Source organism: Pseudodesulfovibrio sp. zrk46 (assembly GCF_012516435.1).
GTDB lineage: Bacteria > Desulfobacterota > Desulfovibrionia > Desulfovibrionales > Desulfovibrionaceae > Pseudodesulfovibrio.
Window position 1 is genome coordinate 788316 of sequence record NZ_CP051216.1, and the last position, 24122, is coordinate 812437.

Annotated in this window: 26 protein-coding genes; 8 read left to right on the forward strand and 18 right to left on the reverse strand. The window is 55.7% G+C overall.

Annotated elements, in window-relative coordinates; translation table 11 throughout:
* Position 1 precedes the first annotated feature (1 nt).
* From HFN16_RS03675 to argJ, 8 genes are all read right to left on the reverse strand, one after another.
* On the reverse strand, positions 2–637 hold the full coding sequence (locus HFN16_RS03675; protein ID WP_168889413.1) for an ABC transporter substrate-binding protein: 636 nt from the start codon (positions 635–637) through the stop codon (positions 2–4).
* A gap of 27 nt (positions 638–664) precedes the next feature.
* Positions 665–1117: an outer membrane lipid asymmetry maintenance protein MlaD gene (mlaD, locus tag HFN16_RS03680; RefSeq protein ID WP_168889414.1), complete on the reverse strand. Its 453-nt coding sequence runs from the start codon at positions 1115–1117 to the stop codon at positions 665–667.
* Between the two features lie 9 nt (positions 1118–1126).
* Positions 1127–1972, reverse strand: a complete 846-nt coding sequence (locus tag HFN16_RS03685; protein WP_168889415.1) for an ATP-binding cassette domain-containing protein — start codon at positions 1970–1972, stop codon at positions 1127–1129.
* Between the two features lie 8 nt (positions 1973–1980).
* Positions 1981–2784, reverse strand: a complete 804-nt coding sequence (locus tag HFN16_RS03690; RefSeq protein ID WP_168892248.1) for an ABC transporter permease — start codon at positions 2782–2784, stop codon at positions 1981–1983.
* 214 nt (positions 2785–2998) lie between these two features.
* Positions 2999–3613 (reverse strand): HD domain-containing protein, encoded by a 615-nt coding sequence (locus HFN16_RS03695; RefSeq protein WP_168889416.1) that lies wholly within the window; start codon positions 3611–3613, stop codon positions 2999–3001.
* Between the two features lie 143 nt (positions 3614–3756).
* Positions 3757–3954 (reverse strand): 2-hydroxymuconate tautomerase family protein, encoded by a 198-nt coding sequence (locus HFN16_RS03700; RefSeq protein WP_168889417.1) that lies wholly within the window; start codon positions 3952–3954, stop codon positions 3757–3759.
* A gap of 17 nt (positions 3955–3971) precedes the next feature.
* A complete protein-coding gene (locus HFN16_RS03705) occupies positions 3972–4487 on the reverse strand; it encodes a hypothetical protein (protein ID WP_168889418.1) in 516 nt (171 codons plus the stop codon).
* On the reverse strand, positions 4468–5649 hold the full coding sequence (gene argJ / locus HFN16_RS03710; RefSeq protein ID WP_168889419.1) for a bifunctional glutamate N-acetyltransferase/amino-acid acetyltransferase ArgJ: 1182 nt from the start codon (positions 5647–5649) through the stop codon (positions 4468–4470). Before argJ ends, HFN16_RS03705 begins: the two co-directional genes overlap by 20 nt.
* A 116-nt stretch (positions 5650–5765) precedes the next feature.
* Here argJ and HFN16_RS03715 point away from each other — a divergent pair, with 116 nt between their 5' ends.
* A complete protein-coding gene (locus HFN16_RS03715; protein WP_168889420.1) occupies positions 5766–6503 on the forward strand; it encodes a sulfite exporter TauE/SafE family protein in 738 nt (245 codons plus the stop codon).
* A 76-nt stretch (positions 6504–6579) separates the two neighbouring features.
* On the forward strand, positions 6580–7056 hold the full coding sequence (locus tag HFN16_RS03720) for a DUF3124 domain-containing protein (RefSeq protein WP_168889421.1): 477 nt from the start codon (positions 6580–6582) through the stop codon (positions 7054–7056).
* Between the two features lie 637 nt (positions 7057–7693).
* Here HFN16_RS03720 and HFN16_RS03725 read toward each other — a convergent pair.
* Positions 7694–8044, reverse strand: coding sequence for a DVU0772 family protein (locus tag HFN16_RS03725; protein ID WP_168889422.1), 351 nt, complete (start codon positions 8042–8044; stop codon positions 7694–7696).
* A gap of 73 nt (positions 8045–8117) precedes the next feature.
* Positions 8118–8540 (reverse strand): hypothetical protein, encoded by a 423-nt coding sequence (locus HFN16_RS03730; protein WP_247648428.1) that lies wholly within the window; start codon positions 8538–8540, stop codon positions 8118–8120.
* Positions 8541–8618: 78 nt separating this feature from the next.
* On the opposite strand from HFN16_RS03730, the gene HFN16_RS03735 reads away from it, so the two are divergent.
* Positions 8619–9104 carry a CinA family protein gene (locus HFN16_RS03735; RefSeq protein WP_168889423.1) on the forward strand — a complete coding sequence of 162 codons (486 nt, stop codon included), beginning with the start codon at positions 8619–8621 and terminating at the stop codon, positions 9102–9104.
* 70 nt (positions 9105–9174) lie between these two features.
* Here HFN16_RS03735 and HFN16_RS03740 read toward each other — a convergent pair whose 3' ends face one another.
* From HFN16_RS03740 to HFN16_RS03765, 6 genes are all read right to left on the reverse strand, one after another.
* Positions 9175–9348, reverse strand: coding sequence for a hypothetical protein (locus HFN16_RS03740; protein WP_168889424.1), 174 nt, complete (start codon positions 9346–9348; stop codon positions 9175–9177).
* A gap of 2 nt (positions 9349–9350) precedes the next feature.
* Positions 9351–9833: a hypothetical protein gene (locus tag HFN16_RS03745; protein WP_168889425.1), complete on the reverse strand. Its 483-nt coding sequence runs from the start codon at positions 9831–9833 to the stop codon at positions 9351–9353.
* A 327-nt stretch (positions 9834–10160) separates the two neighbouring features.
* Positions 10161–11480, reverse strand: a complete 1320-nt coding sequence (locus HFN16_RS03750) for a malic enzyme-like NAD(P)-binding protein (protein WP_168889426.1) — start codon at positions 11478–11480, stop codon at positions 10161–10163.
* Between the two features lie 391 nt (positions 11481–11871).
* Positions 11872–12891 carry a TAXI family TRAP transporter solute-binding subunit gene (locus HFN16_RS03755; protein WP_247648429.1) on the reverse strand — a complete coding sequence of 340 codons (1020 nt, stop codon included), beginning with the start codon at positions 12889–12891 and terminating at the stop codon, positions 11872–11874.
* 312 nt (positions 12892–13203) lie between these two features.
* The gene (locus HFN16_RS03760; RefSeq protein ID WP_247648430.1) at positions 13204–15492 is read right to left on the reverse strand and encodes a TRAP transporter fused permease subunit; all 2289 of its coding nucleotides are present in this window, start codon (positions 15490–15492) and stop codon (positions 13204–13206) included.
* 234 nt (positions 15493–15726) lie between these two features.
* A complete protein-coding gene (locus HFN16_RS03765; RefSeq protein ID WP_168889427.1) occupies positions 15727–16695 on the reverse strand; it encodes a TAXI family TRAP transporter solute-binding subunit in 969 nt (322 codons plus the stop codon).
* Positions 16696–17148: 453 nt separating this feature from the next.
* On the opposite strand from HFN16_RS03765, the gene HFN16_RS03770 reads away from it, so the two are divergent.
* The 5 genes from HFN16_RS03770 to HFN16_RS03790 all read left to right on the forward strand — a co-directional run bounded on the left by HFN16_RS03770 (position 17149) and on the right by HFN16_RS03790 (position 21463).
* Positions 17149–17958 (forward strand): transporter substrate-binding domain-containing protein, encoded by an 810-nt coding sequence (locus HFN16_RS03770; protein ID WP_168889428.1) that lies wholly within the window; start codon positions 17149–17151, stop codon positions 17956–17958.
* Positions 17959–18035: 77 nt separating this feature from the next.
* The gene (locus HFN16_RS03775; protein WP_168889429.1) at positions 18036–18806 is read left to right on the forward strand and encodes a transporter substrate-binding domain-containing protein; all 771 of its coding nucleotides are present in this window, start codon (positions 18036–18038) and stop codon (positions 18804–18806) included.
* 91 nt (positions 18807–18897) lie between these two features.
* Positions 18898–19671 carry an ABC transporter substrate-binding protein gene (locus HFN16_RS03780; RefSeq protein WP_168889430.1) on the forward strand — a complete coding sequence of 258 codons (774 nt, stop codon included), beginning with the start codon at positions 18898–18900 and terminating at the stop codon, positions 19669–19671.
* An 88-nt stretch (positions 19672–19759) separates the two neighbouring features.
* Positions 19760–20512: an RNA methyltransferase gene (locus HFN16_RS03785; RefSeq protein ID WP_168889431.1), complete on the forward strand. Its 753-nt coding sequence runs from the start codon at positions 19760–19762 to the stop codon at positions 20510–20512.
* Between the two features lie 411 nt (positions 20513–20923).
* Positions 20924–21463 carry a 3'-5' exonuclease gene (locus HFN16_RS03790; protein ID WP_168889432.1) on the forward strand — a complete coding sequence of 180 codons (540 nt, stop codon included), beginning with the start codon at positions 20924–20926 and terminating at the stop codon, positions 21461–21463.
* A gap of 105 nt (positions 21464–21568) precedes the next feature.
* On the opposite strand, the gene HFN16_RS03795 is transcribed toward HFN16_RS03790, so the two are convergent.
* Together HFN16_RS03795 and HFN16_RS03800 are read right to left on the reverse strand one after the other, a co-directional pair.
* Entirely contained in the window at positions 21569–23173 is a 1605-nt protein-coding gene (locus tag HFN16_RS03795) for a methyl-accepting chemotaxis protein (protein WP_168889433.1), read from the reverse strand.
* Positions 23174–23434: 261 nt separating this feature from the next.
* Positions 23435–23956 (reverse strand): DUF2087 domain-containing protein, encoded by a 522-nt coding sequence (locus HFN16_RS03800; RefSeq protein WP_168889434.1) that lies wholly within the window; start codon positions 23954–23956, stop codon positions 23435–23437.
* Positions 23957–24122: the final 166 nt, after the last annotated feature.

A 24122-nucleotide genomic window follows, 5' to 3' on the forward strand; every position in this document is an offset into this window, starting at 1 on the left:
ACTATCCCTTTATGTTGTCATCAGGGGTTGTGTCTTCACCCTTGTCGAGTTTTTCCACGCGCTCCTGGATCAACTTGAGCAGATCTTCGGGGGTGCCGTCTCCCAGAATCTGAGCGAACTGGGTGCGGTAATTGGATACCAGGCTGACGCCTTCGGCCACCACATCGTAGATCATCCACTGTTTACCAGTGTTTCTCAGTCGGAATTCAACACTAATTTTTTTATCCTTGTCAATGATTTCGGTGAAAACTTTTGCTTTTTTCCCCGAAACCAACTCTTGCTTATAGTCCACCTGTTGTCCGCCGTAGGCCGGAATACGCTTCAGGTAGGTACGCTCAAGAAGCTGAATGAACGCCTCTGTCAGGTCGTTCTGCATCTGAGGGCTCATCTTGAGCCACTGCTTGCCCACCGCGTACATGGTGGTCAGACGAAAGTCGATGTATTCTTCTGCGGTTACGCGAAGACGATGGATGGCTGCATCATGCTTGGCCGGGTCCTGCATATCAGGATCGGACAAGATTTTTATGAGTTTGTCGGCCCCCTCTTTGACGCGATCCATGGGAGACTGCATGCCAGCCATGGACAACGTAGCGAAAAGACACACAAAAACAAATGTCAGACAGATTTTCTTCAACATATATTTACCTTGAATACTACAATACTCTTATTTGGTGACATCGCCGAAAGCGAACTTGCTGATCAAGTCCTCTAGGTCAATAGCGGGGTTGGTGTCAAACAGGGTATCGCCCGTTTTGATGGGGTCACCGAGCCCGCCGGGAGCAATCTTCAAGTATTTGTCGCCGATAAGACCATTTGTCTTTACGGAAACAATTGCGTCGTCCGTCAGCTTGACCTGTTTTTCGATGAGCATGGTCACGCTGGCCACGCTGTGTTCCTGGTCAAGGGCGATGTTCTCCACGTAGCCGATCTTGACACCAAACATCTGGACCGGGGCATGCTGCTTCAGGCCCGAGATATCCGTGAAGTTGGCCTTCACCGTATAATACTTATCAGTGAAGATGTTCACGTTGCCGAGCTTGACGCTCATGTACACCACGGCCAGAAGTCCTACGAGGACAAAGAGGCCAACTGCGGTTTCCTTTTTAAATTTCGCCATGGTCAATCCTTATCGGCCAGTGTCGTTATCGCTCATCAACGTATCACAATTCAATTTCATCATGGACCGGTCAAGCGGCGGCAAGGTCAACCTGGGTGCGTCGCGCTCTTCGGCGGCGCGGTCCAGGAACCGGCGCAGGTACGGGTCCTCGGTGGCTTCCAGCTCTTCCACGCTGCCCTGATACAGGCAACGCCCTTCGCCCAGCAGAACAACATGGTCGGCAAGACCGCGCATGCTCGCCAGATCATGGGTTACCACGATCATGGTCATGTCAAAGTGTCTCATCATCTCAAGCAAGAGCTGGTCCAGCTCTGCGGACATGACCGGATCAAGACCAGAAGTAGGCTCGTCGCAATAGAGCACCTGCGGGTCCATGACCAGCGCACGGGCCAAGCCAGCGCGTTTACGCATGCCGCCGGACAACTCATTGGGGAAGAGATTCCCCGCATGCCCGAGGCCCACGAGGTTCAATCGATCCTCCACAATGCGCAAAATCTGGTCTTCCTTGAGCCGTGTGTGCTCACGCAGTGGCAGGGCCACATTGTCCACCACCCGGAGAGAACCGAGCATGGCGCCGTCCTGAAACAGCACCCCGGTGCTCTGACGCATGCAGTGGCGCTCTTTCTTGGTGAGGGCGCCCATATCCTTGCCGCCGATGTGAATACTGCCCGCGATGGGCGGATTCAGCTGCAGGATGTGGCGCAGCAGCGTGGACTTGCCCGAACCCGAGCCGCCCACGATCATGGAGAGCTTGCCCCCCGGAAATTCAATATTGAGGTCCTTGACCACGGGATTACCGCCATAACCGATGGTCAGGTTCTCCAGTCGTATGCTTGGTGCTTTGGTCGTCTTCATCACTTCACCTACCAGAGCAGTGACGTCAGGACATAGTCAGACGCCAGGATAACGACACACGACTTGACCACCGCGTTGGTGGTGGACTGGCTCACGCCCTCAGGTCCGGCATGACCGGAGCGAAGGTGAGTCCAGTATCCCTCAAAACAACAGATGGTACAGACCAGAAGACCGAATACGATGGCCTTGGTAAAACCGCCGGAGATGTCATCCCACTGCAGGGAAGACTCTACGCTGGCCCAATACACTCCCTCGTTGGCTCCCAGCAGCTTGACGCCGGTCAACCAGCCGCCCCACAGGGCGATGAGGTTGAAGAACGCGGTCAGGATCGGGAAGCTGAGCAGGCTAGCGGCCATCTTCGGAGCCACCAGATAGCGCATGGGATTGATGTCCATGATGGTCAGGGCATCAATCTGCTCGGAGATACGCATGACACCGATCTCGGCAGTCATGGCCGATCCGGCCCGGCCGGTGAGCATGATGGCAGTCATGACCGGAGCCAGTTCGCGCACCATGGACAGCGCCACGCCCGTACCAAGAAAGCCGTCAGCACCGAATGCGGACAGAGCGTAGTACAGCTGCATACCCATGACCATGCCGGTAAACAGGCCAATCAGCGCGATGACCGACACGGACTGCACGCCGATAAAATAGATCTGACGAATGATCTTGGCGAACTGTCCCCACCCCGCAAAAATCAATGCGATGGATTCCAAAAGGAACAGGAACATCCCACCCATCTCATCCACTATCTTCTGGACAAGTCGGCTTGGAAGGAAAAGAGAGTTTGTTTCTTGCGCCTTTTCGGCCATGAAAATTCCACCCCGGAATAGTCTAAAACTCATAGTATAATCATGCTACGCACCCCGTCTTCATACAGGGTCAAAAAAACGTAACATTTTCCCGCCATAGACAATTAGCCTATATTAATCTTTACTCTCTAACCAAAATGTAAAGATTGAGCAAGTTGGTTAGGGGATTCCGTAACATAATCAGGACTTTTTCCCGATATATTTTCACAAGGTTTTACTTTTTCTTATCCTTGCCGTTCTTCCGGGACCACCAGGACGGGTCAGGACCGAGGAACCACCAGTCCTTGTGGTCCGTCTTTGCGATGGTCTCCGCCAGCTCCTGCCCCCATTCGGTTCGAACGCGCTGCACAGCCATTTCCAGCCACTGTCCAGCGTACTTATTCCCCATGTCGAACTCTTCCTTGAGAATCAGGATGAAGTCCAGCTGATCCGCATCCTGAGCCAGTTTGGCCTCGAGGGTGGCGGTCTCTTCCAACTCGTCCCAGTACCCCATGATTTCTTCTTCCAGCCCGGTGCCGCCAGTGGCGTGCTTCAGAGCCAGAACTCGGTCCGAGTTGTTGTAGATGCGATTCACGTAGTTGAAGTCGCCGGTACGCGACTCGTGCAGGTCGTGAAACAGGCACATGTATGTGGTGCGAGCCACATCCGCCCCGGCCATCAGGGCCAGTACGTGACCAATGACTGCTGTACGAAACGAATGCTCGGCAACGTTCTCACAGCCTGAGCCGAGGAACTGATAACCCGTTCTTGGCGTTTTACGCAACATTCCACATTCGTTGAGGAAATCAACTATCCGGGTCGTCTTGTCCCGACCTTTCATATTACCCATGAATCAAAGCCTCCGGCAGCCGAATCGTGGCTACGGGTTGCAGCAAGGAATTACCACGCCACAACAGTATAAAAAGTTCCATAATGGCACACCCGCAGTTCGTGCCAAACGACCTGCAGATAACGCCATATCAATGTCGTTGTTTATTTATCCGGGAACCGCTCAGTGCAGAGCTCGCCTGCCGCGCCCCAGTTCTCCTTGGGCACTTCGTCGATAATCACGGTCACGGCCTCGGGCGGGCAATCCAGAATACGCACGGTCTCGCGGGTCATGGTTTCCACGAAATCGCGCTTCACTTCCTTGCTGATACCGGCCCAGGTTTCGAGTCTGAGTATGGGCATGGAGCCTCCAGATATGTTTATGTCACAATACGCGTGACAAGTTCACTTCGTTCATTCTGCATGCGCTCGGCATCCCGTTCGCCAAGCTCCTTGGCGCCGATCACATAAAACCCGAACAGGATAATTCCTACGGACAGGGCGGCCACGCTCCGGCTTTCGAACCGGAACAACAGGAGCGAAACAACGAGCACCCCGGCAAACGGATAAAGATCCATCAACGAGAACCGATCGTACGTCGCCACATACATGGCGGCGAGCAGCCCCAGTGCAAACAGCACCAGAGCGAGCACATTGAGCTTCCGGCCGCAGGCATATCCTTTCAGACGCCCGGCAATGAACACAAACGCTGCGGCGATCATGCTGAAGCCGGCAATCACCTTCACGGGAAGCGAAAGCAACCGCTCCATCGTCACCGAGGCAAACACCCCTTCGCCAAAGACCTGCCAGTACCCGATGAGGTACCCACAGGCCATCAGCAGGACCGCAGCCAAAGCCAGCAGACAGGCTGCGGCGCTAGCTCCGGTAGTCCGCATTAATGCTCACATACTCCTTGGTCAGGTCGCTGGCCAGCAGCATGGAGCTGCCCGGGCCTTCACCGACATCAAGATGGATGACGATGTCGCGTTTCTGCATGATCGGGTTGAGCAGGTCGTCCATGTCACCCGGCTCGGGAGTGCCGTTGCGGAAGACCAGAATGCCGCCGATCTTGAGGACCAACTCCTCGGGATTGAAATCCGCACCGGAGTAACCAGCGGCACAGATGATACGGCCCCAGTTGGGGTCGGAGCCGAACAGCGCGGTCTTGACCAGCGGGGAGTTGCCCACGGCACGGGCCACCAGCTCGGCGTCGGCGTCGGTCTTGGCGCCGGACACCTGAATGAAGGCCACCTTGGTGCCGCCTTCGGCGTCCATGACGATCTTGTAGGCCAGCTCTTCCAGCACGCTCAGCAGGTGCTTGCGCAGCAGGATGTAGTCTTCCTCGGTCTCAATGGCGACGCCACCCGCTCCATTGGCCAACGCCATGACACAGTCATTGGTTGACGTATCGCCATCGACAGTGACGCGATTGATGGAGAGATTGACGCAATCAGACAGCATGGTCTGCCATGCCTCGGTGGAAATATCAGCGTCACAGCAGATGAAAGACAGCATGGTCGCCATGTTGGGCGAGATCATGCCCGCGCCCTTGCACATGCCGAGCAGACGGACCGTGCCACCCTTGAGGGCGAACTCGGCGGCAGCCATCTTGTGGACGGTGTCAGTGGTCATGATCGCCTTGGCGGTCTCCACCGGATCAACATTGCCGAGAGACTCGGCCAGCGAAGGCATGGCAGCCTCCCACTTGTCCATCTTCAACTGAGCGCCGATGACGCCGGTGGAAGCGGGCAGCAATTCATCGGCAGGAACGCCCAGCGCCTTGGCAGCCAGATTCAGGGTCTCGCGGCAATTGGCACGGCCCTCGTCACCAGTGCAGGCGTTGGCCTGACCGGAGTTGACCAGAAAGCCGGACATCTTGCGGCCGTCGGCCAGCATTTCCTGACACTGCAGGACAGGAGCGGCCTTGAATTTATTGGTGGTAAACACACCTGCGGCCACGGCCGGGTTGTCACTGACGATGGCGCCGAGATCCAGCTTGCCCTCATACTTGAAGGCAGCCTGGGTGGCGGCGAAGCGAAATCCATTGGGTATATTCATATTCTCTCTCCGAAATCTATCTGTTGGTAATCGGAACTCTGCTTTACCTCAGTCTGGACCAAGTGAAAAGGGATAACCCGGTTGCCACAGTATTGCTTACAAGCTAGGAAACATGCATGGAACCGCTCATCATCGCCACAGTCATGCTCACCTTTCTCTTTGCCGCTTTTCTCAAGGGCACGGCAGGCCTCGGCTTTGCCACCACCTGTCTGGGCATCATGGCGACCTATGCGGACATCCGCCTCGCCATTCCGCTGGTGATCATCCCGTCGCTGTTGTCCAATGCGCTGGTCATGATCGACGCGGGCGGTTTCCTGCGCATCTTCAGGCAATTCTGGCTGATGTATGCAGCGGCCATCCCCGGCCTGATCCTCGGTCTGTTCATCCTCGGTGGCGGCGACACAACCCTGCCCCGGGCCGTGCTGGGCATCTCCATGGTGCTCTATGGCCTGTACGGACTTTGGGGAGGTCGATTCCATCTCGACCACACACGAAACAGTGCCTGCATAGTTGGTATCACCACAGGGTTTGTCAATGGCCTCACCGGCTCACAGATCATGCCGGTGCTGCCCTATCTCATGGCCCTCGATATCACCAAAGACGAATTGGTACAGGCCATCAACACCTCGTTCACCATCGCCAGCATCATCATGCTGTTCGGGCTGGGCAAGCTGGGTATGCTCAACACCGAAGTCATGCTCGTCTCTGCCGTGGGCGTTCTCCCGGTGGCCGCAGGCATCTGGCTGGGCGGCAAGATGCGCCGTCTGCTGCCCGAGGAAGCGTTCCGCCGTATCGTGCTCGCCCTCATCACCCTGCTCGGCGCCGTGCTCATCGCCAAGGCCTTCGCCGCCTGATGGATGTGCATTCATCTTGCCATTCACAGACTGACCGGGCATATATCACTGAGAAAAGTAATCCAAGGAGAACTCCATGCGCATACGAATCACCAGCCTTGTTCTTGCCGTACTGGCCATCGCCATCTTCACCCTGCCTGCCATGGCCGGACGCAAGCTGCATGTTTCCAGCGGCCAGAAGGTATACGTCCCCGTTTATTCCCACGTCTACCAAGGTCCCAAGAACCGGCCCTACAATCTCTCCGCGCTCCTCTCCATCCGCAATGTGGACGCCAAGAACACCATCACCGTCAACTACGTCCGCTACTACAACGATGACGGCAAGCTGATGAAGAACTTCTTCAACGAGCCGGTGGTCATTCCGCCTCTCGCCACCCACGAAGTATTCATCCCCGAACGCGACACCTCCGGCGGCTCCGGCGCGAACTTCACCCTCAAGTGGGAAGGCGGCACCCAGGTATCCGTCCCCATCATTCAGGCCGTCATGATCGGCACCGCCTCCACACAAGGCATCTCCTTCGTCTGCGACGGCGTGGCTATTGAGGAAGATTAAACACAGATAAGGATGCCGCTACGCGGCGAATGTCAGAAGACTTCGCCTCCGGCGGCCCTTCGGGGACGCTTGCCAGCGGAGCCCAAAGGCCGAGGGCCTTTGGAATCCCATTGGCGATAAAAGCCGAACGGCGACTCTGAACGAACTTGCGCTTCGCTTGTTCTTTTCAGAGTCGCCGTTCGGCTTTTATCGCGGGTTGATGAACAGGAAGTCTCTACGTGCCAGCCCGATCTCAACTCTACCAAACAAAGACCTGCACCAGCCCTTGAACACGAAGCATAGAAACTGACCAAATCGAATGCCGCAGATACAGCACGTCCACCGGCAGCGACTATAGTCGCGTAGCAAGCCTCAAGGCATTCTATTTGGATCAGATTCTCAGCAAGTGAGCACGAGGCGGCCGAGCACACAAAGCCGAGTTTCTTTGGTTCTTTCTTGGGGCGGCTCAGCCAAGAAAGAACCCCGCCGGGAGGGCATGGAGGAGCGAAAGCGACGGCTCCCGCGCTTGAAAAGCGCACATCCTTCAATCAATCGCGGCTGATAAGCCGCCTCCCCTCCTGCATTTCTGCATTTCTCATAAAAAAAAGGCCGCCCCAAAAGGGCGGCCCACATTTTCAATCACAACTCAACAAGTTACCTAAGCGTCCATCAACTCCTGAGCCCACTTCTTGATGGGCGGAGTGAGTTCCAAAATACCCTTGATGTCCTTGTACTCAGCCAACAGGCCCTCACGTAGATGATCGGGCAGCTTGGTGGAGCAGAGAATCTGAGAACCGAAGTTGTCCATGCGCATCAGGACCATCTTAGGCTCTTCCCATGTGTCAATGGCGAAATATATGGAGTACTCGCCAGACTTGGTCACAGGGGACCGTGTTGCGTGACGGTAGTTGTTGTTGCCCCACTCCAAGTACAGGGTAATGGCATCCTCGTGAATCATGTCCCAATTCACTTCGTTGCGCCACTGCTTGCAGTTAGAAACATCAGTCATAGGATTTCCTCCGAGATTTTTCCTAAGTGATAATAGTTACCATAACCACTAAATCCCGTCTTGTCCATCCCTTTTAGGGCTCTATACCAGCATCAATGTTTTCTCTCATGATTTTGATAAGATACGCAAACCCAACTATCGCACAGAGTACCGCTCCATCTCGTGTAACCAATGCCCAGATAGTGATAGCAAGCACGGTCATGACAAAACCGAACCGCCAAATCTTGTACCAATTCCACGGCGTAGACAGCCAATCCTTCTCCCACTCCACCGCTCCGGCAACCAGCGCGAACCAGCTGTTCTTCACGGGCTTCGGCATCTTCAGGTCAAAAAAGCCCGCGCCAAAGATGATGAGACTTGCCGCAAACATCAGGTAGCTGTGCGCGAACAGGGTGATGGCAAAGCCTACCACGCCGATGAAGTGCAGGGTCCAGTTCCATGGTTCCTGATGCCTCTTCAATGCCAGTTGAAATAATTCCGAAGGCGTTACTGTCATGGTTATATTGTACCTCTCCCCCCTGCCACATTGCAACTGTGCAATCTATTTTGTACTAGAGGCCTCGGAGGAACAAACATGGACACGTATCTCATTTCCCGCGCCATATCCGAACTGGGTGAAAACCTGCGCGTACACAACAACTTTCTTGCCACCGCTGAATCCTGCACCGGCGGCCTTCTCGGCAGCACGCTTACCGATGTAGCCGGGAGCTCCGAATGGTTCGCCGGATCTGTCGTGGCCTATTCCAACGATGTTAAATCCAAACTCCTCGGCGTGTCTGAGGACATCCTCGAGCAGCACGGCGCCGTCTCCGAACCAGTGGTCCTCGCCATGGCCGAAAACGTCCTCAAGACCATCGGCGCTGATATCTCGGTGGCCATCTCCGGCATCGCAGGTCCCGGCGGCGGCACTCCGGAAAAACCCGTGGGCACCGTCTGGATGGCCTGGGCCTGGCCCGGTGGCACCCGCGCCAAGCTCTACAACTTCACCGGAGACCGCACCGCCATCAAGGAACAATCCGTCATGGCTGCCATCAACGGATTGCTCGGCGTCGCCAAGTAATTTCCACACTCACAAAACGCAGAAAGGCCGCCTCAACTGAGGCGGCCTTTCTTTTTCTCTCGCGAAATTTCTATTCAGGGCCCTGTTCTTTCCCAAAATCCCCGATGCTTCCCAGCACCAAAGTCATGGCTTCCATCAGCTCATCAGGAAGCCCTCCGGCATTGAACAGCTGCTCCAGCTCAGTGGAGTCCATCCCTTGGGCCTCGGCCAGCGCCTGAATGCGTTCCTTCAGCTCATTGTCCACGCTTACTCCAACTCTTCCACCATGAAACCATGGAAATCCTTGCCCGAAGACAGGGAGGCATGTGGCACCGGGGTCGCCTCAAGCTGCATGCGGGCGGCCTTGCCAACAGGAGAGGCAGAAGATTCGGCCACGATATTCCAAATATTTTTCTTGGTTGACGTACCGATAAGATTGAGCACTTCGCCGTCCCGCTCGCTATTGATGGACAGCACGGAGAATTGGCGGGTGGTGGTTCCCATTGCGGAATCCGAGGAAAAAATCATCATGGAATACTGGTAGCCGGTATCCATGTTCTCCCACTGGACCGTGGCGCGTGTGGGGATGGTGTCCAAGGCGTGTCCAATGCGAAGCACGTCGGAAGTCTGAAGATATTCGCCAACATACTCCGGCCCGGTGGGCAGGTCGATGATGGCTCTGGGGTTCTTTTTACAGCCGGGCAGCAACAGAAGGAGTGCCACGGCCATGGTTACGATGAGCTGTTTCATGGGGGGACCATAGAAGAGTATTGATTGTGACGCAACGTTGGCGTTGGGGGGGAGAAAAATGGAAGGTCGGCCTGCGGCCTCCATTTGTCGGGTGATTTCGCCTCCCGGCGGGCTTAAGGCCGAGGGCCTTAAGAATCCCATGTGCGCCTTCGGCGCGAAATATATTTGCGCCAAAGGCGCAGGGTGGGTTTCCAAAGGGTATAGCCCTTTGGCCGCCGGAGGCGAAGTCACCCGACAATCGCCGCGCAGCGGCATCCTCTCCTGCCTTTCAAAAAAAGAGCCCCGCTCCAAAGGAACGGGGCTCTTTGAATGTCGTCTAACCCAGACTTAGAAATCGAAACCGAAGGAATCGACCACACTCTTGGTGCGGGCCTTGGAGGCGACCATACGGGCTTCGAGTTCTTTGCGGTACTCGTCGAGATCGAGCTGGATCTTGGCAACGCCGGTATCCATGGCGGCCTTGGCAACGGCGGGAGCCAGCCAGGTCAACACGCGCGGATCGAGCGGCTTGGGAATGATGTAGTCAATGCCGTATTCCAGCTTGTCCACACCGTAGGCGTCGCAGATGTCCTGCGGGACCGGTTCCTTGGCCAGATCGGCCAGAGCCTGAGCGCAGGCGAGCTTCATCTCTTCATTGATGGAAGAAGCGCGGCAGTCGAGCGCGCCACGGAAGATGAAGGGGAAGCCGAGAACGTTGTTCACCTGGTTGGGGAAGTCGGAACGACCGGTACCCATGAGGATATCGGGGCGAACTTCCTTGACGTCCGGGTAAGGGATTTCCGGATCGGGGTTGGCGCAGGCAAAGATGATGGCGTTTTCAGCCATGGTCTTGACCATGTCCTGATTGATGGCGTCCTTGACGGACAGGCCGAGGAACATGTCGGCGCCGACCATGACGTCAGCGAGAGAGCCGTAGTCCTTGTCCTGTGCGTAATGCTGCTTGAACTCGTTCAGATTGTCGCGACCGGCGTGAATGAGGCCACGAGAGTCGAACATGAAGATGTTCTCTTTCTTGACACCCATCCCTACGTACAGATCGGAGCAAGCAATGGCAGCAGCGCCAGCGCCGGAGACAACGATCTTGATGTCCTCAATCTTCTTGCCGGAGATTTCGAGGGCATTGATGATGCCAGCAGCGGAAATAATGGCGGTGCCGTGCTGATCGTCGTGGAAGACCGGAATGTCCATTTCCTTTTTGAGGCGACGTTCGATTTCGAAGCACTCGGGAGCCTTGATATCTTCCAAATTGATGCCGCCGAAGGTGGGGCCGAGCATCTTGCAGAAGCTCACGACCTCGTCCGGGGTCTTGGCGTCGATGTTGATATCGTACACATCAATGTCGGAGAAAATTTTGAAAAGCACGCCCTTGCCTTCCATGACCGGCTTACCGGCTTCGGGGCCGATATTACCCAGACCGAGGACGGCGGTACCGTTGGAAACAACGGCAACGAGGTTACCCTTGTTGGTGTACTCGTACACCTTTTCCGTGTCCGCGTGGATCTCGCGGCAAGCTTCGGCAACGCCCGGGCTGTATGCCATGGACAGGTGTTTCTGGTTGTCACAGGGCTTGATGGAAATGACTTCCAGCTTACCCTTACGCTTGTCAGCGTGGTACTTCAGTGCTTCTTCTTTTGTGAACAGCGCCATGATCAGGCCTCCCTTAAAAATATCTGTTCGTATATGGACCGCGATAGTCGGAACCTTTTGGTACTGATGATTTTCACTTTCCGTCAAGCACATTTTCCCTTTAAGCCCAACGCTTTCCGACCCTTTCAACTCTGCATTCAACGCACATTGACCGAGCGGTCAATCAAATCAACAGGTTGGCATAGACTTGTGCGAATACCCTTGTGAATAAAAATATCGCAAGAATGTTGGCCACAGCGAGAGATTCCAAGGAAACAGTCCTCTTAAACCCCGGGCGACCAGGTTGAATTCGTCCTCGACTGCGCAGATCAGCAGAGATTCTTGAGCAAGAATAACGAACGCGACTGGCATCCAGCTGGATGGCAGTCGCGTCAATGATGAATGGAACGAATCAAGGCATGAGATGGGCGGGGATATCCAGTCCCTGCCCCTGCCAGAAGCGCAGTGCGCCCGGATGCAGCGGGATGGAGACCCCCAGAATCCCGCTGGCCTTGGACATGCCCTTGGCCGCCTTGTGGGCCATGACCATATCCTCGAGTCCGTGCTCGGAGTAGATCGCCCGCAAGCAATCATACACCACCTCTTCAGGCATCTTTACGCTGGCACACCACAGGCTCGAATCCTGGAAAGTCATTACCTTCCTTTCCTGGCCATCATATGTATTGGCCGGAATCTCTACCATGGAGTAGAACGGGTAGACGTCATAGAAGCCCGTCTTCAGGGATACCTGATGCAGTCCGATCAATCTGATGGGGAGGTGCGACGCCGCCTCGATAATCGAAGAGTTCGGGTATCCTACCAGCACCCAGAAGGCGTCGATCTTTCGGCTGACAAGCTCGGAAGCAGCGCGTGAGTAACCGAGATTGCGTGTCTTGATCTTGTCCCACATGCCGATATGACGGAAGAAACGCTCCGCAGACAGAGCCGCGCCCGAGCCGGGATTACCCACGGCAACCACCCGATCGACCAGATCCATGGGGGACTGGATATCAGAATCCTTGCGAACGACCAGTTGCGCAGGGGCGCCGTACAGGAACGACAATGCGCGCACGTCTTCATACCGGGCCTTATCGCCCGGCAGCTTGCCATTACGTCCGAGATACGCATCGCCGGAATAGACGATGGCCAGATCCAGCCCGTTTTTGTTCAGGGTACGCAGATTCTCTGCCGATCCGCCCGAACCTCTGGGTGAAACATCCAGCCATTCGTATTGTTTAGAGATGATACTCGCCATTTTATTGGCGAAGAAGTTGAAGGTGCCACCAGTGGGGCCGCCACCAAAGGCAAGCACCCTTTTCTGTTCCGCCTGCTCCACGCTCGGGGGAGCCTGTTCGGGTTCCGAAGAACAACCAAGGGAGAGCAGCAGCACAAGTACAGTCAGGCACGCCATGATGAATCGCATGACTCGCATCCTTCACTCCTCAATCAGATTCAATTCAAGTTCGGCACGTTTCAGCATTCCAATAATTGCATAGCAGGCCCCTTATGGCAACGAGACGAGACGGGTTTATAACGGCCTTGCAGTGTTGGGGAAGAGGGATATGAGGTCGGCCTTCGGCCTCCATATTGTCTGGTGATTTCGCCTCCGGCGGGGTGAGCCCCAGGACGGGGCGAATCAAGTCACCTAACAATCGCCGCGCAGCGGCATCCTCTCCTGCATCTCAAAAAAAAGCCCCCGGAAGCATCAGCATCCGGGGGCTTATCTATTCTTATTGTTAATACTCTACGCCATGGCACTACCAAACATCTTCCTGATAGGCGAAATCCATATCCCGCTGAGGAACCAGGAGTAGGAGTAGACGCAGACGACAATGATACCGAACCACATGGCGATCTGCATGGGGGCCGCATCCAGCGAGAAGGCCGGGATGTACGCGAACATGAACGGCGCAAGATACAGGAACTTGGCGAACTTGAACGACGTGAACGCGGTCTTCCACATGTTTGCCTTGGCAATGGTCGCCCCTGCGAAGGCGGCGATGCAGACCGGCGGCGTGATGTTGGAATCCTGCGACAGCCAGTAGACGATCATGTGCGCGGCGACCTCGTTTACACCCAAGTGGGTCAGAGCCGGAACGGCCACAACCGCGGTGATAAGGTAAGCGGCGGTGACCGGTACGCCCATGCCGAGCACCAGCGATGCCAACGCGATGAGCAGGATGGTGGCCACGAGGGAACCGCCAGCCAGCTCGATGACGATGTCGGCAAAGGTCAGGACCAGACCGGAGTAGGTCAAAACACCGATAATGATACCGATGACACCCACGGTGGCGCCGATCTTGAGGGAGTTGATGGTGCCCTCACGAGCGGCCTGAACGAACTGACCGAGCTCGGACTTCATGCCCGTCACTGTCTGACGACGGTAAGCGAACAGGGCTGCGGCGGCGATGAGACCGTAGAGCAGCAGAATGCGTCCGGACATGAACGGCTTGACCGCATCGACAGCTTCCTTGCCTCCCACGAGCCCGATGACCTTGATGATCCAGGGACAGAGCACCATGAAGGTCATGACGCAGAGCAGGGTCGGATCAATGTAGTTGCCCTCATCCTTGAAGGAGAGGCCGATGCAGATGGCCAGCCCCACGATGGCGGAATAACCCGGGGAGTAACCGGCCAGCATGAAGATGGTGATACCGACGAGGGGCAGCGTGTAGAGCCACTCCTTGCGGAAGATTTCCTTGGCTGAATACTTGTATCGCTCACCCACGACGTTGTTCTTCTTGGCTTCGTAATGAACCATGACGAAGACGGAGAAGAAGTACATGAGGGCCGGAAAAATGGCCACGAGCATGATGTGGGAATACGGCAGACCGGTCATCTCAGCCATGATGAAGCCACCCGCGCCCATGATCGGAGGCATGAACATGCCGCCGATGGATGCAGCGGGCTCGATGCCGCCAGCCACGTGGGGCTTGAAGCCCGCTTTCTTCATCATGGGAATGGTGAAGGCGCCGGTAGACACCGTATTGGCGATGGCGGAACCGGAGATGGATCCGAACAGACCGGACGCGATGACCGACACCTTGGCAGGGCCACCGACCTTGTGCCCCACTGCTGCCAGCGGGAAGTCAATGAAGAACTTCTGCGCACCGCACCGTTCCAGAAACGCGCCAAAGAGCACGAACAGGATGATGTAGGTGGCGAGGACGTTTGCCATGATGCCGAACACGCCGTCAGAACGATAGAAGATGGACGTACACAGATCAGGGAAGCTGGCGCCTGCGTGGGCCACGAGCTCCGGCATGTGCTCGCCATGCAGACCAAAGAGGAGCATGCCGCAGCCGATGATGACGAAGACGTTACCGACAACGCGTCGGGCCAGCTCGATACCGATAAGCACACCGGCCATGGCCATCCATTTGTCCAGCTCGGTCTCGATACCGGTACGGTAGTTGATGGCCTCGAAGTTGCTGATCCAGTATCCCACGGTGACGAGGGAGTAGACCATGAAGATCATATCGTAGATACGACCTGCCCAATTACGCATGAAGTACTGAGCGCAGCATCCGGCAGCGGTCATCGCAGCCAGAATGTAGAGAGACAGGGGGGAGATTCTCAACACGAACCAACCCACGACCCAATTCTCGGCCATGTTCTTGACCGTTGCGGCGTCATATGCCGGGAAGGTCAGGTTGGTCATGTCGGGAGTCAGTTCATACACGCCCTCGCCCAGACGGAAGAAATAGAGAATCTTGGCGAACCAGCCGCCGCAGGCGATCTGGATGGGCTCTGCAAGCGAGGGGACCATCGCCTGCACGCTCTCCACGCTGCTGATGATGACCGCAGCAGGGATGAGCATGATAAAAAGAAAGAGGGGATCAAGGGCGTTCATGGAACGCTCTTTTGCCTTGTAGATCAGGAAGACCAGGATATACGTGATGATGACGTATATACCACGGTGATACTGAGTAGCTGCCGGTTCGAAAATGGCGGACCAGGAATAAAACAGGACCATGCCCACCGACAGAAAATCGAAGAGAAATTGCTCAAATCTGTTTAATTTGTCGTACATTGCGAACTCATGTCTGCCCTTGATCAGGCAGTGCTAAAAAACCGCCCCTTCGCTGTGACCGGCACCGCCGCCGGTAGGTGACCCGAATCTGAAACAGGACAACCTCTCACGCGAAGCGAGTCTGGGATGCACATTTGACTGACCGGTCAAGCAAATTCCAGAATCCACCGGACCGGTATAAACGGGCGGACCAGACGGTCCGCCCGATTTGTTTTGCTGTATGGAAAGTTCGCCCTACTTGAGAACGCCCTTATCCTTCCAGAACTTGATGGCGCCGGGATGCAGCGGAGTGGCCTTGGGGTTCACACCCTTGAGACCGTCAGCAACAGACATGGCCTTGAAGGTCTTCTTCTGCTGGACCATGTGGGCCAGGCCTTCGTCGGACCATACTGCGGACATGAGTTCGTAAACGTGCTTGGGATTGACTTTGGCGTTGGCCACCAGCAGGGCGGAATCGAAGAAGGACGGGGTGTCCACGTCGACGCCACGGTAGGTGCCTGCAGGAATGGTCAGCTTGCCGAAGTAGGGGTAGGCTTCAAAGTAGCCGGTATCGGCAGCGTCCTTACCGAGGTCGATAAGAGCGATGTCGTTGGTCTGGGCGGCCATGATGACGGCGCCGGACGGGAAAGCGGTCAGCAGCCAGAAAGCGTCGAGCTGCTCGTTACCGAAAGCCTGGGCAGCGTCGTTGTAACCCATGGCGTTACGTTCGATCTTGTCCCAGATACCCAGGTGGGTGAAGAAACGTTCGCAGTTGGCGAATGCGCCGGAACCGGCGTTACCAACGCCGACTTTCTTGCCGGCCAGATCCTTGGCGGATGTGATGCCGGAGCCCTGACGGACGACCAGCTGAGCAGGTGCGCCGTAGAGGTAGCCGACTACGAGAACGTTGGTGTATTTGTTGGTGTCGTTCTTCATCTTGCCGTTACGGCCGAGGAAAACTTCACCGGCGTAGACAGTGGAGAAAGCCACTTTGCCGGAGTTGGTGGTACGAAGATTTTCAACGGAACCGCCGGAGGACTGGGCCTTGACGGAGAAGTCGGGATTGTTTTTGACAGGGGGGAAGACCTGAATGCCGTTAGCAACGGTCTGGAAGGTGCCACCGGCGGGGCCACCGCCGAAGACGTAGCGTTTCTTGGCGTGCGCGCTGAAAGACATGCCGAATACCACGGCAAGGGCCAAGACCAGGATGAAAATCCGTTTCATGTTTCCTCCTAAGGGACCTCTGGATAAAAAGGTTGATATGGACCGCAAACTTTTTCTACCCCGTTGACGCGAGGCAAAAACCCACCCAATCGAAATTTTCCGAATGGTAGCTCGTTGTGGCATAGCTAGACAATTTTTTCAATCCATTTCTCCAAAATAACGGTTCTCCACCACTGATTTTATTAGAATTTTAATATCATTGCGTTTTTTGACTGACTGGTCAGTGAATCAATGAAACATGACATCAACGTAATTTCACTTACCAAATGGAATAGAAGCAATGAATCGGCCAGTTTCATCGTCGAAATGCTAAGGAAAGTTTGATTATCAAGACTATTATTCGGAATAACTGCAATTAACGTCCGGTTCATGAATCAGCAGTAATTGAAAAATAACTTCCTCAGATTTCATTTACCATTTCTCAGATGTCACCTTTCTGATATGCTTCAATCTATGAATAGAACAATTGCGGCCATACTCAACACCCCTCTCTGGCTCATGGCCATACTGATATCACTGCTTCTCGCTCCGCATGCTGCGGCACAGGAGACGGTAGTGCTGTCCAATGGCGAATGGCCGCCATACTTCTCTGCGGATTTCAAGCACGGCGGCTTCGGCTCACGCATCGTTACCGAAGCCTTTACGCTGGAAGGCGTCACCGTCCGATACGATTTTCTGCCATGGAAGCGAGGTCTGGAATCAGCACGCATCGGTCAGTACACCGGCGCAACAGGGTGGCGGAAATCGCCGGAGCGAGAGAAGTACTTTCTGTACAGCGATCCCCTCTTCACGGCACAGGTGGTCTTCTTTCATAAGGAAGGCAGCCGATTCGATTGGAAGACGCTGGACGACATCGGCGGGATGACCATAGGCGGCACCCTCGGCTACGCCTATGTGGATGATCTCCGCAAGGCGGTGGAACGTGGCGGCGGCAAGCTGGAGTTGGCCCCCACCGATGAAATGAACCTGCAAAAACTGGCAGCAGGCCGGATCGATATTTTCCCCTGCGGCAAGGCCGTAGGATATTACCTGCTCCGAACCAAGTTCACCCCCGGCACGGCCGATCTGGTGCAGCACCACCCCAAGCCGCTCCTCGACAGCCCGCTCTACCTGCTCTTCTCCAAGAAGAACAAGGGAGCACACGAAATGATGGAGCGATTCAACAAGGGCCTTCGCAAACTCAGAGAGAGCGGACGCTACGACACCTTTGAGACGGAATCGCTACGCGGAGACTACCTGCCCGACTGGGACAAGCAGCCTTAGATATCTTTCTTCGGCATAGTGAATGACTTCCCAAAATCCTCATTAGCGTGATAGGATTTTCCGTAATGATACCAGCTATGCTAACAAGATACACTATATACACCCTCCTCTTTGCAGTCTTTCTGCTGTGCCCCTCTGCGCAAGCGGAAGAGATTGTCGTGACCAATGGGGAGTGGCCTCCATACACCTCCAAGGAGTTCAAGCATGGCGGCTATGCAACACGTATCTGTACGCAGGCCTTTGCCATCGGCGGCATGGATGTTCGGTACATGTGGATGCCCTGGAAACGAGGATATGAATCCGCCCGTTCCGGCCCCGCCATGGGAACCTTCACCTGGAACAAGACGCGTGAAGGGGAAAAGCACTTCTACTACAGTGACCCGGTCTTTGCGCCACAAACGGTCATATTTCACACACGCGGCAGCTCCTTTGACTGGTGGACACCGGATGACTTCGGTCACCTGCGCGTAGGGGCCACCCTCGGCTACCTTTATGAGGATGAATTGAGGAAAGCCGTTAACAGGCATGGCGGCAAGCTGGAAATAGCCCCCACCGACGAGATCAATTTCCAAAAGCTCGCTGCGGGTCGCATCGACGTCTTTCCCTGCGCCAAGGAAGTGGGCCTCTACCTCATGCGTCACAAGCTCCCCCCCGGTTCAGCCGACACCATCAACTACCACCCCAGACTGCTACTTGAGGCCACTGCCTATCTTCTCATCTCCAAGCGGATTCACAACGGTCCGGACATCATCAAGCGATTCAACGAAGGGCTGCAGATCTTACGGGACAGCGGCAAATACGACGAATACCACTTTGAATCCCTCCGTGGTGAGTACATGCCGCAATAAGCCAAGCGGCGTTATTATCTCTCTGACAAGTATCAATGGCGATTCCATTGTCGCCACCAGTGTGGTATGGAAATGACAGGATTTCACAACCATGCTGATACGCTTTGCCATGCTCGCACTGCTGTGCGCTCTGACTCTCCCCACCTTCACCGCTCAGGCGGAACAATTGGTGCTGACCAACGGAGAATGGCCGCCCTACTTCTCACCCAATTTTGAACACGACGGCCCAGGCTCCCGCATCGTCACGGAAGCCTTCGCCGATGTCGGCATTGACGTCGAATATGCGTTCATGCCGTGGAAACGCTCCCTGCACGCGGCCAGAGCTGGCGACTATGACGGCGCGGTCGCCTGGCGGTGGTCCGAGGAATGGGCAAAGGATTTCCTGTACAGCGACCCCATCCTGTGGATCAATTCGGTCTTTTTCCATCGCAAGGATGTCCATATCGATTGGGAGACACTTGATGATCTGGGACACCTGCGTCTGGGCGGCACCTTGGGCTACAGCCATGAGCCCTACCTTCAGGAAGCGGCTCTTCGCAACGGCGGCTCCTACGAGGCAGCTCCCACCGACGAACTCAATCTGCAAAAGCTGGCTGAAAAACGTATCGATGTGTTTCCCTGCGACTACAAGGCCGCCCAATATCTTCTCAAGAACAAACTTCCGCCCGAGGTTGGTGCCATCCTGACCTTTCACCCCAAAATTTTTCTGGAGGGCGAATTGTATCTCCTCATCTCCAAAAAAACTCCCAATGGTAAAGAGATCGTCGCCCGGTTCAACAAAGGGCTCAAAAAACTCAAGGAAAGTGGTCGTTATGACCAGTACCTCGCCGAGCCCCCCCGGAAAGACTCTCCCCGTGCCCCGTGACACAACTTTTGACATCCGCGCGCCATATGGATAAATGCCGGGCGTCCGCATCAAATCGGACGCCCTTTTTTCATCTGGAGGAAAAACAATGCTCGACGATCTCGCCGTGGTCCTGTTCCGGCCCAAATTCCCTGAAAACGTGGGCAGTGCCGCCCGCGCCTGCCTGAACATGGGAGTCAACAACCTGATTCTCGTGGACCCGTATAATCTCGATCTCGATAAGGCCCGCCCACTGGCAACGGCCCACGCCAAGCACATTCTCGAAGGCGCCCGCATCGTCGAGACCCTGCCCGAAGCCCTCGAAGGGTTCACCTCAGTCTACGGCACCACCGCCCGCACCGGCGGTTGGCGCAAAGGCATCATGTCGCCCTCCACCCTCGCCGGAGTCGTGGACGAACGTCTGCGCGACGGCGGCAAGATCGCCATTGTCTTCGGTCCCGAGGACAAGGGGCTTACCAACGAGGAAACCTCTCTCTGTTCCGGTCTCATGACCATCCCCACCAGCCGAGAGGGCACCTCCCTCAACCTCGCCCAAGCCGTGGTCGTCGTGCTCTACGAGATCTTCAAGAAGTCCCTCGACGCGCCCTTCACCCCTGACGGTCCGCCGCAGGAGCGCAGCACCACCATTCAGGAGCAGGAAGCGCTCTTCTCCAATCTGCAGGAGTCGCTGCTGGCCATCGATTTTCTCAAGGACGACAACCCGGATTACTGGATGCTTCCAGTGCGCCGTTTCTTCTCCAAGATCAATCTCAAACGCAACGAGTTCAATCTGCTCATGGGCGTTTGCCGACAGGTCCAGTGGTTTGTACGGACGTATGGGCCAGACAAAGGGAAGAAATAAATCAGGGTAAAGCCGCCTTCGGCGGATGAAGAATGGACTAGCAGGGCTGCCTGCCCTATCTCTGCTATCGTCATCTCTAAAGCTCGAAGACTCGCTAAGAGCTGACAGCGCACCCGGCTTAAGGCCGAGGGCCTTAAGAATCCCATCTGCGCCTATTGGCGCAAAGGTGTTCTTATTCAAGTTCGCCCGCCCTCGAGCGAAGCGAACGATAAAAGGTTTAGGAGATTCTTGCTTTAGCCGTTCCCGAGTCTTCGAGGGTTACGGATAAAGACAGCAGAGATAGACGCCCCTCCGGCGAGGAGGCCCGCGGCAGCGCCGCCGGAGGCACCCTATCGTTCATCAAGCAGACAGTTTGCTTCGCGATAGTGAATGATGTATATCCGACAGGCACCAAGAATCATAAGGAAAGACATGTCACACTCCATCGAAAACACCCGCTTCGTTGCCATTGATTTCGAAACCGCTGACTCCAAACGGGATTCTGCCTGCGCCATCGGCATTGTCGTGGTGGACAAAGGCGAGATCGTCGAGCGCGATTACCGCCTCATTCGTCCGCCCCGCAAGAAATTCAATCCGTTCTGTGTTCGCGTCCACGGCATCCACTGGGAAGACGTCTGCGACGAACCCTGCTTTGGCGAGATCTGGCCCGATATCGAACACCTCTTTGAGGGTGCCGATTTCCTCGTGGCCCACAACTCTGCCTTTGATCGGTCCGTACTCCAGACCTGCTGCCGCGATTGCGGATATGACGCCCCGGCCCAGCCATTCCTGTGCACGGTCCAGCTCTCCCGCAATACATGGTCCCTCGCGTCCAACAAGCTGCCTTCGGTCTGCGACCACCTCGGTATCTCGCTGAATCACCATAACGCCGCCTCGGACGCCGAAGCCTGCGCCCTTATTGCGGTGAATGGCCTGCGAGAGAACCCGGCATATCTGGGCAAAGTGCTGTAGCCGAACCATTTCAAAACAATCAGGCCGGACTTTCGATGAAAGTCCGGCCTTTTTTGTGCTCACCAAACGCCGGAGCGCTGGCAGCCCTCGATGCTGACGGCCCTGCTAATATCGGCAGTAACCGTCTGCCATTCCCGCATCGAGGGCCTGTTGAGAATCATTGCGGACGACTCTCACCAGCTTCTCGTTGCTCGGCGCAGTCCGGAAAAACGCCATGGTCTGTTTCATCTTGGCGGATTGAGAAGAAAGCCCGCTCGCTGTGGCGGCAAGCTCTTCCGATGCCGATGCATTGGTCTGGATAACGGTCTCCATCTCGCGAATGCTCGCCAATACATCCTCCAACCAACCTGCCTGTTCGTTTGCCACGGAGGAAACCTCCTGCATCAACTCGGAGGTAGTGCTGATGCGTGGCAGCAGTTCCTGAATAAGACTTCCGGCGTTTTCGGCCATGTGCATGGTGGTAGAGGAAAGCTCACTGATCTCTCCGGCAGCTTCGCCGCTGCGTTCCGCCAGCTTGCGGACCTCGGCAGCAACGACGGCAAACCCCTTGCCGTGATCGCCTGCCCGGGCGGCCTCGATGGCGGCGTTGAGAGCCAGCAGATTGGTCTGGCGGGCGATGTCTTCAATGATGAGAATGCGCTCGGCAATGCTCTTCATCGCCTCAACGGTCTGCTCAACGGCTTCCCCGGTACGCTTGGCGTCTTCGGTGGCTTCAAAGGCATTCTTCTCGGTGACCTTCACCTTCTCTGCGTTGTCGGCGACACTCTGATCAACGTGCTCGATATTGGAAACGATCCCGCCGATGGTGGCGGACTGCTCGGTGGCGCCGTTGGCCAGGGTCTCGGAAGAACTCGCCACCTCGGCGCTCATCTGTGACATGTGCGCCACCGCATCATTGGTCTCGGAGACTACCGAGGCGATGTTGCCTGCCGTGGTGTTGAGCGCCGTAGCCAATATCTGGAAAGAACCAGCGTCCTTTCGCTCAATACGCTGCGTCGTATCTCCCTGCCCTAATGCGTGAGCACCGCCAGTACATGCATCAAGGGCGGCAAACTCCTTTCGGGTCAGCAGGTAGCCCACGACAAGGACGAACAGGAGGCCAAGGGCACCGCCCACGAGGATCGTCTGCTTGCTGGTGGTGGAGCTGGTCTTTATCTGCTCAGTCGCCTTGTCAAAATCCTCATCGAGCATCTTGACGAGGCCGCCGAAATACTTGCGCGACTGGTTCGCCAACGGCGTCGCACTTTTCCCGTAGGCACCGTAGAGCGTGTACCGCTCCTCCTTGGGCATGGACTGCATCTTCTCGGCAAAGGCAAGCCCGTCGTTGGCAAATGCAAGGGCTGCTGTTCGCGCCTTGTACACATCATATTGAGGCAGATCTTTCAGCGCGACTTCGAGCTCTTCAAATGCCGTTGTAATGGATGCGATCCGTGCGTGCAGCTTTTTGAGGTCCTTGTCGATGTTGCTGCCGAGCATGATGTTTCTGGTTAATCGGCTGATATAGTTCAGGTCCCTGTTGATCTCCAAGGTGGCGACCTTGGCCGCCATCTGCTGATTCCATGCGCTGGAGAACGACGCATCCAGACTGGTTATGGACCAGTAACCGGCAGTGATGCAGCCGACGGTGGCGAGGACACCCAATAGAATTGTGGAGATGATTTTTAGTCGAAATGAGTTGGCACTATCAAAAATACTACGTTTGTTTTTCATTATAATCTTTGGTTATTGGCTTAAAATTTCGTATCGGCTCATAAAAAATAGGCTTGTCGAAATATCAAGAACCATACCAAAGTGTACGGACCGTAACACACTCAAATTACATATCGAACAACGGCTAACGCTGAAGATACAGACAACCTGACTATGCAGTGACGCTAAGACGAGTTTGCACCCCACAACCAAGGAAGGCCGCACCGGACATCTGAGGTGATGTCCGGTGCGGCCTTTGTGTCGTTACCTACCATTCAAACGCTACAGACGCTTGAAAACCTCCAACGCCTCAGCCGGAGGCTGGGCTTCGATGCGCTTGTACTCACGACCGTCAGGCGTTCTGGAGACCAGCCCCAGATCAACGAGCCAGCGGCGCAGCAAGGGATGATCGCAGAACAGATGGTCGAGAGACAACTGCTCGTCCAGTTCCAACTCGGACAACGTGGTCCGGGCAGGGATTCTGGACCAGAGCACCCAGAGGCACAACACACGCAGGCTGCGCTTCTTGGGCCAGGTGATCAGGCGTCCCTGCACATCGAAGTACCCGGCGGCCTTCTTGATCCGCTTGAGGTCGATCTCGGGCACGGCGTCGACTGCCGGGGCCGCAACGGGTTCCTGCTGGGCCTTGAGGTGCTGGAAGTTCTTGAACCCACCGGCCTTGGCCAGCAGATTAAGCATCTCCACGTGACTGGGCGTACGGTCAAGGTCGTCCATCTGACGCCGCAAACTGCGGGCCAGTGCCGATACGTCGTCAACGTGAAGAGAGAGTGGTGTACGTGACATGGCTTATCCTTTCTATCATGCCTACCGCAAAAGAGAGGTGCCGGTGGTCGCCCTTCCGACTCGGCACGAGGATAAGTGTCGAACGGAGATGGTTGTGACAGGTTTAGCTCCCCAAACGGGGTGGCGACGCCTCGGTGAACTGCCGACCGTGCACATCAGATATAGG